At 70.8% G+C, this 13,635-nt stretch carries 15 protein-coding genes; 10 read left to right on the forward strand and 5 right to left on the reverse strand.

The window, feature by feature from the left end; translation table 11 throughout:
- Nucleotides 1-39: 39 nt before the first annotated feature.
- On the forward strand, nt 40-1,431 hold the full coding sequence (locus OO014_RS08890; RefSeq protein ID WP_272461945.1) for an NAD(P)/FAD-dependent oxidoreductase: 1,392 nt from the start codon (nt 40-42) through the stop codon (nt 1,429-1,431).
- A 216-nt stretch (nt 1,432-1,647) separates the two neighbouring features.
- Here OO014_RS08890 and OO014_RS08895 read toward each other — a convergent pair whose 3' ends face one another.
- Nucleotides 1,648-2,088, reverse strand: a complete 441-nt coding sequence (locus tag OO014_RS08895) for a DUF6918 family protein (protein WP_272461946.1) — start codon at nt 2,086-2,088, stop codon at nt 1,648-1,650.
- Between the two features lie 172 nt (nt 2,089-2,260).
- Between OO014_RS08895 and OO014_RS08900 the strand changes: the two genes are divergently transcribed.
- Both OO014_RS08900 and OO014_RS08905 read left to right on the forward strand, forming a co-directional pair.
- Complete coding sequence (locus tag OO014_RS08900; RefSeq protein WP_272461947.1) at nt 2,261-2,542, forward strand: F0F1 ATP synthase subunit epsilon; 282 nt, start codon at nt 2,261-2,263, stop codon at nt 2,540-2,542.
- 10 nt (nt 2,543-2,552) lie between these two features.
- Nucleotides 2,553-2,990: a DUF2550 domain-containing protein gene (locus OO014_RS08905; RefSeq protein ID WP_272461948.1), complete on the forward strand. Its 438-nt coding sequence runs from the start codon at nt 2,553-2,555 to the stop codon at nt 2,988-2,990.
- 6 nt (nt 2,991-2,996) lie between these two features.
- Here the strand turns inward: OO014_RS08905 and OO014_RS08910 are convergent, their stop codons facing one another.
- Entirely contained in the window at nt 2,997-3,626 is a 630-nt protein-coding gene (locus OO014_RS08910; protein WP_272461949.1) for a cob(I)yrinic acid a,c-diamide adenosyltransferase, read from the reverse strand.
- Nucleotides 3,627-3,693: 67 nt separating this feature from the next.
- On the opposite strand from OO014_RS08910, the gene murA reads away from it, so the two are divergent.
- The 5 genes from murA to OO014_RS08935 all read left to right on the forward strand — a co-directional run bounded on the left by murA (nt 3,694) and on the right by OO014_RS08935 (nt 8,896).
- Nucleotides 3,694-4,983 (forward strand): UDP-N-acetylglucosamine 1-carboxyvinyltransferase, encoded by a 1,290-nt coding sequence (gene murA, locus OO014_RS08915; RefSeq protein WP_272461950.1) that lies wholly within the window; start codon nt 3,694-3,696, stop codon nt 4,981-4,983.
- A gap of 157 nt (nt 4,984-5,140) precedes the next feature.
- On the forward strand, nt 5,141-5,527 hold the full coding sequence (locus OO014_RS08920; RefSeq protein ID WP_272461951.1) for an STAS domain-containing protein: 387 nt from the start codon (nt 5,141-5,143) through the stop codon (nt 5,525-5,527).
- 41 nt (nt 5,528-5,568) lie between these two features.
- On the forward strand, nt 5,569-7,656 hold the full coding sequence (locus tag OO014_RS08925; protein WP_272461952.1) for a protein meaA: 2,088 nt from the start codon (nt 5,569-5,571) through the stop codon (nt 7,654-7,656).
- A 73-nt stretch (nt 7,657-7,729) separates the two neighbouring features.
- The gene (locus OO014_RS08930) at nt 7,730-8,077 is read left to right on the forward strand and encodes a hypothetical protein (RefSeq protein ID WP_272461953.1); all 348 of its coding nucleotides are present in this window, start codon (nt 7,730-7,732) and stop codon (nt 8,075-8,077) included.
- A gap of 48 nt (nt 8,078-8,125) precedes the next feature.
- Nucleotides 8,126-8,896 (forward strand): DUF554 domain-containing protein, encoded by a 771-nt coding sequence (locus OO014_RS08935; protein ID WP_272461954.1) that lies wholly within the window; start codon nt 8,126-8,128, stop codon nt 8,894-8,896.
- Between the two features lie 21 nt (nt 8,897-8,917).
- Here the strand turns inward: OO014_RS08935 and nucS are convergent, their stop codons facing one another.
- Nucleotides 8,918-9,613: an endonuclease NucS gene (gene nucS / locus OO014_RS08940; protein ID WP_272461955.1), complete on the reverse strand. Its 696-nt coding sequence runs from the start codon at nt 9,611-9,613 to the stop codon at nt 8,918-8,920.
- A gap of 126 nt (nt 9,614-9,739) precedes the next feature.
- Between nucS and OO014_RS08945 the strand changes: the two genes are divergently transcribed.
- Complete coding sequence (locus tag OO014_RS08945; protein WP_272461956.1) at nt 9,740-11,518, forward strand: 3-hydroxyacyl-CoA dehydrogenase family protein; 1,779 nt, start codon at nt 9,740-9,742, stop codon at nt 11,516-11,518.
- Nucleotides 11,519-11,621: 103 nt separating this feature from the next.
- Nucleotides 11,622-11,930, forward strand: a complete 309-nt coding sequence (locus OO014_RS08950) for a hypothetical protein (protein ID WP_272461957.1) — start codon at nt 11,622-11,624, stop codon at nt 11,928-11,930.
- A gap of 9 nt (nt 11,931-11,939) precedes the next feature.
- Here the strand turns inward: OO014_RS08950 and OO014_RS08955 are convergent, their stop codons facing one another.
- Together OO014_RS08955 and OO014_RS08960 are read right to left on the reverse strand one after the other, a co-directional pair.
- Nucleotides 11,940-12,218 carry a hypothetical protein gene (locus OO014_RS08955; RefSeq protein ID WP_272461958.1) on the reverse strand — a complete coding sequence of 93 codons (279 nt, stop codon included), beginning with the start codon at nt 12,216-12,218 and terminating at the stop codon, nt 11,940-11,942.
- A gap of 51 nt (nt 12,219-12,269) precedes the next feature.
- A complete protein-coding gene (locus OO014_RS08960; RefSeq protein WP_272461959.1) occupies nt 12,270-13,565 on the reverse strand; it encodes an AI-2E family transporter in 1,296 nt (431 codons plus the stop codon).
- Nucleotides 13,566-13,635: the final 70 nt, after the last annotated feature.

Raw genomic sequence — 13,635 nt, forward strand, 5'->3', positions numbered from 1 at the left:
GGACCGGGCAAGGATCAGAGCATGAGAGTCAGGAGTGTCATGAGCACGAAGGACAGCAGCCGGCGTCATCGCGTGGTCGTCATCGGGTCCGGCTTCGGCGGGCTCTTCGCGACCCAGCGGCTCAAGCGGGCCGCTGTGGACGTGACCCTGATCGCGCGCACGACGCACCATCTGTTCCAGCCGCTGCTCTACCAGGTCGCGACCGGCATCCTCTCGGAGGGCGAGATCGCTCCGTCCACGCGCGAGGTCCTGGCGAGGCAGCGCAACGCCCGGGTGCTGCTCGGCGAGGTGACCCGCATCGACGTGAAGGCCCGGACCGTCACCCACGAGTACGTCGGCCGTGAGACGGTGACGCCGTACGACTCGCTCGTCGTCGCTGCCGGTGCCGGCCAGTCGTACTTCGGCAACGACCAGTTCGCCCGGCACGCACCCGGGATGAAGTCGATCGACGACGCCCTCGAGCTGCGGGGACGGATCTTTGGCTCCTTCGAGCTGGCCGAGCTCGCCTCGACGCCGGCCGAGATCGAGCGGCTGATGACTTTTGTCGTCGTCGGTGCCGGACCCACCGGCGTGGAGATGGCGGGGCAGATCGCCGAGCTGGCGCACCGGACCCTGAGCCGCGACTTCCGGCGGATCGACCCCCGGGATGCCCGGATCATCCTGCTCGACGCGGCGCCGCAGATCCTCGGCTCGTTCGGCGAGAAGCTCGGGGGCCGGGCCCGCCGCCGGCTCGAGCGGATGGGAGTCGAGGTGCGCCTCGGCGCCAAGGTCGTCGACGTCGACCTGACCGGCATCGACATCGAGCACACCGACGGCACGCGCGAACGGATCGAGTCGGTGTGCAAGGTCTGGGCGGCGGGCGTCAGCGCGTCGCCACTGGCCGCGCACCTTGCCGAGCAGACCGGTGCGGGGCTCGACCGCGCCGGGCGAGTCGAGGTGCTGCCGGACCTCACGCTGCCGGACCACCCGGAGATCTTCGTGGTGGGCGACATGATGGCGCTGGACAGCCTGCCCGGAGTCGCGCAGGTGGCGATCCAGGGCGGTCGCTACGCGGCGGACCAGATCGTGCGGCGCCTCGCCGGCGAGGCGCCCCAGAGGTCGTTCCGCTATGTCGACAAGGGGTCGATGGCGACGATCTCGCGATTCTCCGCGGTGGCCTCGATCGGCAAGGCCCGGTTCAGCGGCTTCTTCGCCTGGCTGCTCTGGCTCGGCATCCACCTGCTCTACATCATCGGGTTCAAGCACCGGATCACGACGCTGCTCCACTGGGCGATCAGCTTCGTCGGCCGCGGCCGGGCCGAGCGCGTCGTCACGCAGCAGCAGGTCTTCGCCAGGACGGCGATCGAGGACCTCGGCGACCGCTTCCGTCCCGAGCTGCCGCGCGTGCCGGGGGACCGCGCTGACGAGCAGTCGCAGCCTCCTCCCGACTGACCATCCCGTATGCCGTTGGGCTGAGTCCCGTGCGCCGGCTCGGCCCCGCGATCCTGCCCCGACGCAACACGCCCGCCAGTGATCGGCTGACCCCTGCTGCAGCAGGAGCACGTTGATCACTGGCGGGCGTGTTGCGGGTGAAGCGGGCGGGAGGGCTGGGAGCCAGCCCTCCCGCGGAAGGAGCTCAGCGGCATACGGCCGCCGTGGTGCGGTGGGTCAGCCCTGGACGAGCTGCTCGACCGCGGCCCCGAGGCGCGGCAGCGCGGCGACGACCTGCTCCTTGGCCTTGCCCCGCATCGCGCTGTAGACCTTCTTGGCGGCGGTGTGCGAGGTCGCCTCTGCCTTGGCGTCGGTGACGGAGAGCAGCGCGTCGGCCGCCTCGTCGGAGCGCGCCTGGAGGTGCGCTGCGAACGGCGTGTCGCCCTTGCTCGCCCACAGCGGGTCGAGCGCCGCGGCGAACTGGGGGAGGAGGCGGTCGGTCGCGCTCGGCACGAAGTCACCGCCGAGCTTCTTGGCGGCGGCGTAGCCGGCCTTGACGGCGGCCCCGCCGATGCCCGACTTGTCGGCGACCTCGGCGTCGATGACCTGGGTCAGGGCGGACACGGCCGCAGGGCGGCGGGTCTCGTCGAGGAGGGCGTCGGACACAGCAGTACTCACGTGAGGACTCCTTGGAGTGGTGTTGGAGGGATTTCTGTGACGACGCGAGGCCGCCCCGCGCGCCCCGGGTCGGAGGCGACGTCGGTGCGCTCACCGGGCTGCGGCATCGCGTACGGAGCATCCTCTCAGAGGCACTAAACTGCTGAGCACACCCCACGATCCGGAGGAACACGTGAGTTCACTCAAGGTTGAGATGGTCGCCGCCGACCGCAAGGTCTGGGAGGGCGAGGCCAAGTTCGTCCGCGCTCGGTCGATTGCCGGCGAGCTGGGCATCCTGCCCGGCCACACCCCCCTGCTCGGCGTTCTCGTCGAGGGCGACGTCAGCATCGAGGCCGTGGACGGCACCCGTTCGACCGTGACGGTGGACGGCGGCTTCCTCTCCGTCGACTCCGACGTCGTCACCATCGTCGCCGAGCACGTCGACGCCTCGTCGATGCAGACCAGCACGAACTGAGGTCCGCACCGTGCCGTCCGCTCTCGTGTCCACCGAGATCGCGATCGGCACGCTCCTGGTCGCCGCGCTCCTCGTGCTCGCCGCGACCTACCTGCGTCGGCGCTACATCGCCAAGGGACAACCGCTGACGCTCTGCGGTTTCCGTGCCGGTGGTAGCGACCGCTGGCACCTCGGACTCATGCGCCTGGCCGACAACGCCCTCGAGTGGTACACGCTCGGGGGCGTTTCGCTGCGCCCCAAGCGCCGTTGGCAGCGCCAGGCGCTGCTGCTCGAGGCGCCGCGCCTGCTGGCCCCCGACGACGCACTGGCGCTGCTGCCCGACGCCTACGGCGTCTCCTGCACGGACCGGGTCGAGACCTTCGAGCTGGCCCTGCAGGGGCCGGACTACACGGCGGTCCGCTCCTGGCAGGAGGCCGCGCCGCCCGGCTACAACGTCAACGTGGCCTGACGGCGGTCAGGCCTTCCTCTTCTCGGGCTTCTCGACCCGGCCGCCGCCCGGCTGCCACAGGACGTCGCCACCGATGGGGAGGTTGGCCACCCGGGCGAGGATGAAGAGCAGGTCCGAGAGTCGGTTGAGGTACTTCGCGGTCAGGACGTTGACGCCGCCCTGTCCCCGCCCCGAGCCGGGCTGGTCACCGTGCACGTCGACCGCAGCCCAAGCCGCCCGCTCCGCGCGGCGCACGATCGTCGTCGCGAGGTGCAGGTGCGCCGAGCCGGGCGTCCCACCGGGAAGGATGAAGGAGCGCAGCTTCTCGAGACGCTCGAGGTAGTGGTCGCAGTCCCGCTCGAGGTCGTCGATCCACGGCTGGTCCACCCGCAGGGGTGGGTACTCGTAGGTCTCCTGCAGTGGCGTGGCCAGGTCCGCGCCGACATCGAACATCTCGTTCTGGATCCGCAGCAAGGTCGCCTTGACCTCGTCCCCGAGGTCGCCGCAGGCGATGGCGATGCCGATCGCGGCGTTCGCCTCGTTGCTGTCGGCGTACGCGTGCAGGCGGGCGTCGTTCTTGCTGGTCCGCGAGAAGTCGCCCAGACTCGTCGTCCCGTCGTCGCCGGTGCGGGTGTAGATCTTCGTCAGGTTGACCATGGGAGCACTCTCTCACTGGGCCGGACCGGACCGCCCCAGGGGTCGGCCCTATGGGTAGGGTCGCCACGTGCGAGAACGGTTCCGGGTCGTCGGCGGTGCCCGTCTGGTGGGCGAGGTTCCCGTCGTCGGCGCGAAGAACAGCGCGCTCAAGCTCATGGCGGTCGCGCTGCTGGCGCGCGGACGGACGACGCTGACGAACATGCCGGCGATCGTCGACGTGCGGATCATGGCCGAGCTGCTGCGCCGGCTCGGCGTCATCGTCGACTACGACCCCGAGGCCGGGCTCGTCGCCATCGACGTCCCGGAGACCATCGGACACCGGGCGGACTACGAGCTCGTGCGGGCGCTGCGTGCCTCGATCTCGGTGCTCGGACCGCTCGTGGCGAGGACGGGCCACGCCGACGTCGCCGTGCCGGGGGGCGACGCCATCGGCTCCCGCGGCCTCGACCTGCACGCCTCGGGGCTCGAGGCCCTGGGCGCGCACGTCCACGTCGCGCACGGCTACCTCGTCGCCACGGCCCCGCGGGGGCTGCGGGGAGCGGAGATCCGGCTCGACTTCCCGAGCGTCGGGGCCACCGAGAACATCCTCATGGCGGCGGTGCTCGCGCGAGGCCGCACCGTCATCGAGAACGTCGCGCGCGAGCCGGAGATCATGGACATCGCCGCGATGCTCGAGTCGATGGGCGCCCGCATCGACGGCGCGGGCACGGGCCGCATCGTGGTCGACGGGGTCGACGAGCTGCGGCCCACGGAGCACCGGGTGGTGCCCGACCGCATCGCCGCCGGCACGTGGGCCTTCGCCGCGGCGACGACCTGCGGTGACATCGAGGTCGTCGGGGGCGTGGCCGAGCACCTGGGGGTGCCGCTGAGGGCGCTCGCCGACTCGGGCTGCCACGTCGAGGCGACCCCGCGCGGCTTCCGGGTCGCCGTGCCGAGCGGCGTCGACCGGCCGGCGGCCTTCGACGTGGCGACCCTGCCCTACCCCGGGTTCCCCACCGACCTGCAACCGTTCGCCCTGACCTACAACGCCGTGGCGCGGGGCAGCGCCATGGTGACCGAGAACCTCTTCGAGGCGCGGTTCCGGACGGTTCAGGAGCTGGCTCGCCTCGGGGCCGACATGCAGGTCGACGGACATCACGTGATGACGCACGGCGTCCGGGCGCTCTCCGGGGCGCCGGTCGAGAGCAGCGACATCCGGTCCGGTGCGGCCCTGGTCATCGCGGGGCTCGTCGCCGACGGTTACACCCTCGTCAGCGGGGTCCATCACATCGACCGGGGCTACCCACGGTTCGAGGTGGCCCTGCGCTCGCTCGGCGCCGACATCACACGCGAGCCGGACGAGGACTGGTACGAGTAGTCCAGATGGCGGGATTCACCGGCGAACTTGACTGGCCCTTGACGGTTCCGTGGTCTCCGGCTGTATTTCTTGACCCATTTTTGACTCGGTCAGGCAACGTTTCCCGCGCCTGGAGCGTCATGATGGGTGACGGCAGCAGCAGCTGAGAGGGGTCACGATGACGCTGAATGCCCACCGCCGGAAGCCGGCCCGGATGCCGGTCCAAGTGCTCGACGGGCCCGACGGCCACGACGTCATCATCGAAGGACGCCTCGACGTCCACACCGTCCCCGACATCCGCGACGCGATCCACGCCGTGATCGCGACCGGCGAGGGCGAGCTCCGCCTGCACCTGCGCGACGCCGAGATCGGCGACGCGACCGGACTGGGCATCATCCTGCACCTGCACCGCCGCGCCACGCGGGCTCAGCGACAGCTGCTGCTCATCGACCCGAGCGAGCGGACGACGCGGCTGCTGCGCGGGTGCCGCCTCGACCGCATCCTGGCCGCCCGGCCGGGGCCGGGCCGTTCGGTGTCCGGCACTGTGGCGCCTCTCACCGCCTGAGCGACTCCCCGTCGACGAAACCCGCGGGTACCTTCGGGTCCATGTCTGACGAGAGCCCCCAGCACCCGGCCGCCCGACCGACGCGCGACCGCCCGTGGGTCATGCGGACCTACGCCGGGCACTCCAGCGCCGCGGCGAGCAACGAGCTCTACCGACGCAACCTGGCCAAGGGCCAGACCGGGCTCTCGGTCGCCTTCGACCTGCCGACGCAGACGGGCTACGACCCGGACCACGTGCTCTCTCGGGGCGAGGTCGGCAAGGTGGGCGTGCCGATCAGCCACATCGGCGACATGGAAGCGCTCTTCCGTGACATCCCGCTGCGAGAGATGAACACGTCGATGACGATCAACGCCACCGCGATGTGGATGCTCTCGCTCTACCAGGTTGCGGCGGAACGTCAGGCCGAGGCGGCCGGCGAGTCGCCGGAGGCGTGGGTCCACGCGCTCGCGGGGACCACCCAGAACGACATCATCAAGGAGTACCTCTCGCGCGGGACCTATGTCTTCCCGCCCGGACCGTCGCTCCGACTGATCACCGACATGATCGCCTACACGGTGCGCGAGATCCCGAAGTGGAACCCGATCAACATCTGCAGCTACCACCTGCAGGAGGCCGGCGCGACGCCGGTCCAGGAGATCGCCTACTCGATGTCGACGGCGATCGCCGTGCTCGACGCGGTGCGCGACTCCGGGCAGGTGCCCGAGGACGAGTTCGCGGACGTCGTCGCCCGCATCTCCTTCTTCGTCAACGCCGGTGTGCGGTTCGTCGAGGAGATGTGCAAGATGCGGGCCTTCGTCGAGCTCTGGGACCGGCTGACCACCGAGCGCTATGGCGTGACCGACGCCAAGGCCCGCCGCTTCCGCTACGGCGTCCAGGTCAACAGCCTGGGCCTCACGGAGGCGCAGCCCGAGAACAACGTGCAGCGCATCATCCTCGAGATGCTCGCCGTGACGCTGTCCAAGGACGCCCGCGCCCGCGCCATCCAGCTGCCGGCGTGGAACGAGGCCCTGGGTCTCCCGCGGCCCTGGGACCAGCAGTGGAGCCTGCGGATGCAGCAGGTGCTCGCCTTCGAGTCCGACCTGCTGGAGTACGACGACCTCTTCACCGGGTCGGTCGTCGTGGAGCGCAAGGTGGCCGAGCTGGTCGAGGGCGCGAGCGCGGAGATGGCACGGATCGAGGAGATGGGCGGGGCGGTGGCGGCCGTGGAGTCCGGCTACATGAAGTCCGCCCTCGTCGCCTCGCATGCCGAGCGTCGGCGCCGGATCGAGGCCGGTGAGGAGGTCATCGTGGGCCTCAACCGGTTCGAGACGACCGAGCCCAACCCCCTGACGGCGGACCTCGGCACCGCGATCCAGACGGTCGACCCGACCGTCGAGAAGGCAGCGGCCGAAGCCGTGCAGGCCTGGCGGGACCGGCGTGATGCAGACCCGGACCGTCGCGACCGTGCCGCCGCGGCCCTCGAGCGACTCAAGGCCGACGCGGCCTCGGGCGTCAACCTGATGGCCGCCTCGCTCGAGTGCGCCCGCGCGGAGCTGACGACGGGGGAGTGGGCCGGCGCGCTGCGCGAGCAGTTCGGCGAGTACCGCGCCCCGACCGGCGTCAGTGGTTCCGTCGGGGTGGCCTCCGCGGAGGCCGGCGCCGGCGGTGGTCCCCTGGCGGCGGTCCGCGCTGCCGTCGCCCGCACGGGAGAGGAGCTCGGCGAGAAGCTGCGGATCCTCGTCGGCAAGCCGGGGCTCGACGGTCACAGCAACGGCGCCGAGCAGGTCGCGGTCCGGGCCCGCGACGCCGGCTTCGAGGTGATCTACCAAGGCATCCGGCTGACCCCCGAGCAGATCGTCGCCGCCGCCGTCGCCGAGGATGTCCACGTCGTGGGGATCTCCATCCTGTCCGGGTCCCACATGGAGCTCGTCCCCGAGGTCCTCGCCGGGTTGCGCGCGGCCGGCGCGGGTGACGTCCCCGTCATCGTGGGCGGCATCATCCCCGAGTCGGACGCGGCGCGCCTGCGCGAGGCCGGGGTCGCGATGGTCTTCACGCCCAAGGACTTCGGGCTCAACGAGATCATGGGTGAGATCGTCGGCGTCATCCGGTCCTCGCGCGGCCTGGCCGCCCTGGAGCCCGCCGGCGCCTGACTCGGCTCGCGCTCGATGCGGGTTTCCGGGGTACACGTGGGCCTGTCCCCGTGAGTCGGCATACAGTCGGCTCATGAGCGACCTCCAGTGCGCGGCCCGCCTCGTCATCGTCACCCCCCGCGGGCTGGGCGACGTCAAGTGGCTCGCCTCCCAGCTCTACCGCGAACGCGTCCAGGCGGTGTATGCCGCTGACGACGTCCCCGACACCGGTCCCGTCGAGACCTTGGCGGAGGACCTCGGCGTGCCGTGCCACAGCAGCCACGGCGACCTCGACGACGGGACCGACGCCTTCCAGGAGGTCGTCGACCGGCATCGCGGCGAGACCGTCGTCGTCGTGCGTGGGGGAGCTGCGACCGAGCCGGTGCTCATGCTCGTCGACGCGGACGGCACGAGCGTGCACAGCCTCGACGAGGACGTGTAGCCGAGACCCCCGGCCGCGGCTCTGGGGCGGCCCCCTACGCTGACCGGCATGGATGGAGGCTTCCCCGGGCTCGGCACCGTGGTCAACGTCATTGCGGTGCTCCTCGGGGCGACGCTGGGGATGCTCGCGGGCAACCGGCTGCCCGAGCGGGTCCGCCGGGTCGTCACCGACTGCCTCGGCCTGGTCACCCTGCTCGTCGCGGTCCTCTCCGCCCTCGACGTCACCTCACCTGCGCTGGCCGATGCGGTCGGCTCAGGCGTGCCCGTCCTCATCGTCCTCGGTGCCCTGCTGATCGGCGGCATCACCGGCGCCCTCCTGCGGATCGAGGAACGGCTCGAGTCGCTCGCCGGCGTCGTGCAGGGCTGGGTGCAGCGGCGCGGTGCCAAGGGGGAGCACGACCACGCCGAGCGGGAGCGGTTCATCGAGGGTTGGCTCACCGCCTCCCTCCTGTTCTGCGTCGGCCCACTGACGATCCTCGGCTCGCTCTCGGACGGGCTCGGCCGGGGGATCGACCAGCTCGTGCTCAAGTCGGCGCTCGACTTCTTCGCCGCGGTCGCCTTCGCGTCGACGTTCGGAGTGGGCGTCCTGCTCTCCGCGCTCTCCGTCGCGGTGGTCCAGGGTGGGCTCACCCTGCTCGGGGTCACTCTCGGCGCGGTCGTGCCCGAGGCGCACATCGCCGCCCTCACAGCGACCGGTGGGCTGCTGCTCGTCGGCATCGCGTTCCGGCTGCTCAACGTCCGGCACATCCCGGTCGGAGATCTGTTGCCGGCGCTCCTCGTGGCGCCGGTGCTCGTCACCGTCGTCGCGCAGTTCCGCTGACGACCCGCTCCTTCGCGGGGCTCAGAAGAGGCGTGACTCGGCGTCGTCGATGCCCCGGAGCGCGTCGTAGTCGAGCACGACACAGCGAATGCCCCGGTCCTCGGCCAGCGTCCGGGCCTGCGGCTTGATGACCTGGGCGGCGAACACCCCGGAGACCGGGGCGAGGAGCGGGTCCCGGTTCATCAGCTCCAGATAGCGGGTCAGCTGCTCGACCCCGTCGATCTCGCCGCGCCGTTTGATCTCCACCGCGACGCTGGTGCCCGCGTGGTCCTTGGCCAGGATGTCGACCGGGCCGATGGCGGTCATGTACTCGCGGCGGACGAGGGACCAGCCGTGGCCGAGCGTGTGGATGTGCTCGGCGAGCAGCTTCTGCAGATGGGCCTCCACGCCGTCCTTGACGAGCCCCGGGTCCACTCCGAGCTCGTGGGCCGAATCGTGCAGCACCTCGTGGATGTGCACCGTGAGCCGGTCCTCCGACTTCGCGTGCTGGACCCGCCAGACCGCGACGACCCCCTCGTCCGCCTGTCCGTCCTCCGGTGCGAGCTCGACCATGGTGCACGGCGGCGACATCCAGTTGAGCGGCTTGTAGGACCCTCCGTCACTGTGGACGAGGACGGAACCGTCCGCCTTGACGAGGAGCAGACGGGTCGCGAGGGGCAGGTGGGCGGTGAGCCGCCCGTCATAGTCGACGCTGCAGCGGGCGATCACGAGACGCACCGGGACACCCTAACCCGCATGCGTCCGCGAGCCGACCCAGCGGGTCGTGGACCCGGCCCCGCGCGTGTGGAGCGTCACCCCGGGGACGGGTTTGAGCGGCATACGGCCTCTGGAAGACTGCCCCCCATGGCTCGTGACTTCACCAAGGTAGGCGTGATCGGACTCGGCACCATGGGTGCCGGCATCGTCGAGGTCTTCGCACGCAACGGCATCGACGTCGTTGCGGTCGAGGTCGACGACGACGCCGTCGAGCGAGGGCGCGAGCACCTCACCAACTCCACCAGCCGCGCCGTGGCGCGCGGCAAGCTGTCCGCGGAGGACGAGGCGGCGCTGATCGGGCGCGTGCAGTTCACCTCCGACATGGGCCAGCTCAAGGACTGCCAGCTCGTCATCGAGGCCGTCCCCGAGAAGCTCGAGCTGAAGAAGGAGATCTTCGCGAAGCTCGACCAGATCGTCGCCGACGACGCGATCCTCGCGACCAACACCTCCTCGCTGCCGGTCACCGAGATCGCCGTGGCCACGAGCAACCCCAAGCGGGTCGTGGGCATGCACTTCTTCAACCCGGCCCCCGTCATGCAGTTCGTCGAGGTCATCAAGACCGTCGTCACTGCCGACGACATCTTCGAGCGGGTCAAGGGCCTGGCCGAGCGGCTCGGCAAGCGGCCCGTCGTGGTCGGCGACAAGGCCGGGTTCATCGCCAACGCGCTGCTCTTCGGCTACCTCAACCACGCCGTGTCGATGTACGAGAGCAAGTACGCCACGCGCGAGGACATCGACGCCGCGATGAAGCTCGGGTGCGGCTACCCGATGGGTCCGCTCGCGCTGATGGACCTCATCGGGCTCGACACCGCCTACGAGATCCTCGACACGATGTACAAGCAGGGCCGCGACCGGCTCCACGCGCCGAGTCCGATCATCAAGCAGATGGTCAGCGCCGGCCTCAAGGGCCGCAAGACCGGCCGCGGGTTCTACACCTACGCCGCGCCCGGCAGCTCCCAGGTCGTCGACGACCACCTGACCCCCAAGCCCAACGGCGATCACGAGGTCCCACTGCGCCAGATCTCCCGCGTCGGCGTCGTCGGCTCCGGCACCATGGCGACGGGCATCATCGAGGTCTTCGCCAAGGCCGGCTACGACGTGGTCTACGTCGCCCGCGCCGAGTCGAAGGTCGAGGGGGTCCGCTCGGCGCTCGCACGCAGCCTCGAGAAGGCGGTCCAGCGCGGCAAGACGACCGAGGAGGAGCGCGACGCCGCTCTCGCCCGGATCGCCGGCACCACCCGGCTCGACGACCTCGCGGACGTCGACATCGTCGTCGAGGCGGTCGTCGAGGACCTCGGCGTCAAGAAGGCCCTCTTCGAGAACCTCGACGAGATCTGCAAGCCGGGCGCCATCCTCGCCACGACGACGTCGTCCCTGCCGGTCATCGACTGCGCCTCCGCGACGAAGCGTCCCCAGGACGTCATTGGGATGCACTTCTTCAACCCGGCCCAGGTGATGAAGCTCGTCGAGGTCGTCCACACCGTCTCGACGGCCGAGGACGTCGTCGCGACCGTCCAGGACGTGTGCACCAAGGTCGGCAAGCACCCCGTGACCTGCGGAGACCGCGCCGGCTTCATCGTCAACGCGCTGCTCTTCCCCTACCTCAACGACGCGGTGAAGATGCTCGAGGCGAACTACTCGACGGCCGACGACATCGACACCGCCATGAAGACCGGCTGCTCGCTGCCGATGGGCCCGTTCGAGCTGCTGGACGTCGTCGGGCTCGACGTGTCCCTGGCGATCGAGCGCGAGCTCTACCTGGAGTTCCGGGAGCGCGGGTATGCGCCGGCGCCGCTCCTCGAGCACCTCGTCACGGCGGGCTACCTCGGCCGCAAGACGGGCCGCGGCTTCCGCACCCACGCCTGATCGAAAGAGCAGTTCGCGACACCCTCCCCACAATCGAAAGAGCAGTTCGCGACACGGCGGTGTCGTGAACTGCTCTTTCGATTGGTGGCGGACAATGGTGGGTATGCCGTCCCGCCGCCGCCCCAGCAAGCACGCGCGCCCGCACGTGCCACTGGACGTCGTCCGGATCCAGGGCGGTTCGACGCGGGAGGACACCTACCGCGGCACCCGCTGGACCGTCCGAGCGGTGAGCGGTGCCACCGCGACGCGCGCCTACCTCTGTCCCGGCTGCCAGCAGGACATCGCCCCCGGCGTGCCGCACGTCGTCGTCTGGCCGGCCGAGGGGGTCGGTGGCCTCGGGGACCGGCGACACTGGCACACCGGCTGCTGGCAGCGCCGGGATGCCCGGCCCTCCGGCAGCGCCTACCGCTGAGCCAGTCACTCACGCACCGCAGCGGCGGAGCGCGGCCGAGCCCAGCGGCATACGACTCGCGATGATCGTGACGGCGACGGCGAGCGCGATGGAGCCGTAGGGCTCGCCGACCCGGTGGGCCACCACCTCCGCGTGATGGACGGCGGCGAGCACCGCAGCACCGAGGAGCAGCGCGACGAGGACGAAGGCCATGGCGTTGAGGTCGCGACCCCAGGTCGCCACCAGCGCGAGCAACGCGACGAGCGGCATCGTGGTCGTCCAGGGGAAGCGGGTGCGCAGGTCGGCCATGCCGCATTCTCTCCGAAGGCGCCGGCGACCCCTGACCTCAGTCCGCGCCCGCTAGTGGCGCAGCTGTCTCGGGACCAGGACTTCCTCGTAGAGCAGCAGCGCCCCCGCGGCGAACGGGATTGCGAGCAGCGCACCGAGGATGCCGAGCAGGGTGCCCCCGGCGAGCGCGGCCACCACCGTCAGCGCGCCCGGGACCGCGACCGTCTGCTGCATGATGCGCGGCATGACGGCGTAGTTCTCGAGCTGCTGGTAGATGACGAAGTAGATGATGACGATGAGGGCCTTCTTCGGCTCGTCGAAGAACGCGACGAGCGCGACGACCGACGCCCCGAGCGTCGCGCCGACCATCGGGATCAGCCCGAGCAGCCCCACGGCGACGGCCAGGACCGCGGCGAACTGGAGGTCGAGCAGGCTCATCATGATCCACGCGAAGAAGGCGTTGGTCGCCGCGACCGCGACCTGGCCGATGGCGTAGGAGCCGACCCGGCGCATGATCTCCTCGGCGAGGGAGATGAACCGCGGCCGCCGGCTGGCAGGGACGAGCGCGTAGCCGGCCTGTTTGACTGACGGGAGCGAGGCGAGGAAGTAGAGCGTCAGGACGAGCACCGTCAGGATGCTGAAGACGCCCGACGCGATGATCCGGCCGGCGTCGAGCACCCCGCCGAAGATGCCGGCCCACAGGTTGCCGTCAGCGAGCCGGTGGTTGATCTCCTCCTGGATCCGCTGGACCACCTGGTAGCGGTGGTCGACGTCCTGGACCCACGGTTTGCGCAGCAGGTCGTCGAGCATGCGGGGGGCGTTTTCGGCGAGCTCGGTGCCCTGGGAGGCGACGGGTGGCACGACGACCATGCCGAGCAGGGTGAAGACGCCGAGCAGCCCGAGGAAGACGATCGTCACGGCGAGGCCGCGGCGCAGGCCCTGCCGCACGAGGCCTTCGACGAGCGGGTTGAGGGCCAGGGTGAGGAAGAGCGAGACGAGCAGCAGCGTGATCGTCGTGTCGAGCCGCCCGATCGCCTGGACGACGGCGTAGGCGGTCAGGACGCCGATCGCGCCGACGAAGCCGACGTAGAAGGGGGACTGCCGGTTGAAGGGGGTGCCGGCGCTGCCGAAGTCGCGGCCGCGCCGAGCCCGACCGAGGACCTCGTCGGCTTCGGCCGTCCCGGGATCGGCCCCGCCGAGGGGGAGGGTGCCGTAGGCGTCAACCGGAGCGGTGCCGGATGCGGGCGGCGGCTCGGGGTGCTCGTCAGGTCTGGTCCCGGCCTCTGAGTCGTGCTGGTGGGCACGAAGCTGCGCCATCCGGTCGCGCTGCGCTCGCCGGTAGTCCGTCCACCGCCGCCAGAAGGTCACGCCCGGAGCCTACGCGAGGCGTCCGACCACGGAGAGCAGATGGTGGCGTGTCCCGCCGACGGGACACGCC

The sequence above is a fragment of the Intrasporangium calvum genome (genome assembly GCF_028446585.1).
GTDB lineage: Bacteria > Actinomycetota > Actinomycetes > Actinomycetales > Dermatophilaceae > Intrasporangium > Intrasporangium calvum_A.

What these genes read in the sequence shown, in the direction of transcription:
- OO014_RS08910 (WP_272461949.1), bottom strand. Translation starts at nt 3,626, where the DNA reads ATGGTCAACCTGACGAAGATCTACACCCGCACCGGCGACGACGGGACG.
- OO014_RS08950 (WP_272461957.1), top strand. Translation starts at nt 11,622, where the DNA reads ATGCCGTCCCGCCGCCGCCCCAGCAAGCACGCGCGCCCGCACGTGCCA.
- OO014_RS08925 (WP_272461952.1), top strand. Translation starts at nt 5,569, where the DNA reads ATGTCTGACGAGAGCCCCCAGCACCCGGCCGCCCGACCGACGCGCGAC.
- OO014_RS08945 (WP_272461956.1), top strand. Translation starts at nt 9,740, where the DNA reads ATGGCTCGTGACTTCACCAAGGTAGGCGTGATCGGACTCGGCACCATG.
- OO014_RS08920 (WP_272461951.1), top strand. Translation starts at nt 5,141, where the DNA reads ATGACGCTGAATGCCCACCGCCGGAAGCCGGCCCGGATGCCGGTCCAA.
- OO014_RS08890 (WP_272461945.1), top strand. Translation starts at nt 40, where the DNA reads ATGAGCACGAAGGACAGCAGCCGGCGTCATCGCGTGGTCGTCATCGGG.
- OO014_RS08930 (WP_272461953.1), top strand. Translation starts at nt 7,730, where the DNA reads ATGAGCGACCTCCAGTGCGCGGCCCGCCTCGTCATCGTCACCCCCCGC.
- OO014_RS08935 (WP_272461954.1), top strand. Translation starts at nt 8,126, where the DNA reads ATGGATGGAGGCTTCCCCGGGCTCGGCACCGTGGTCAACGTCATTGCG.
- OO014_RS08955 (WP_272461958.1), bottom strand. Translation starts at nt 12,218, where the DNA reads ATGGCCGACCTGCGCACCCGCTTCCCCTGGACGACCACGATGCCGCTC.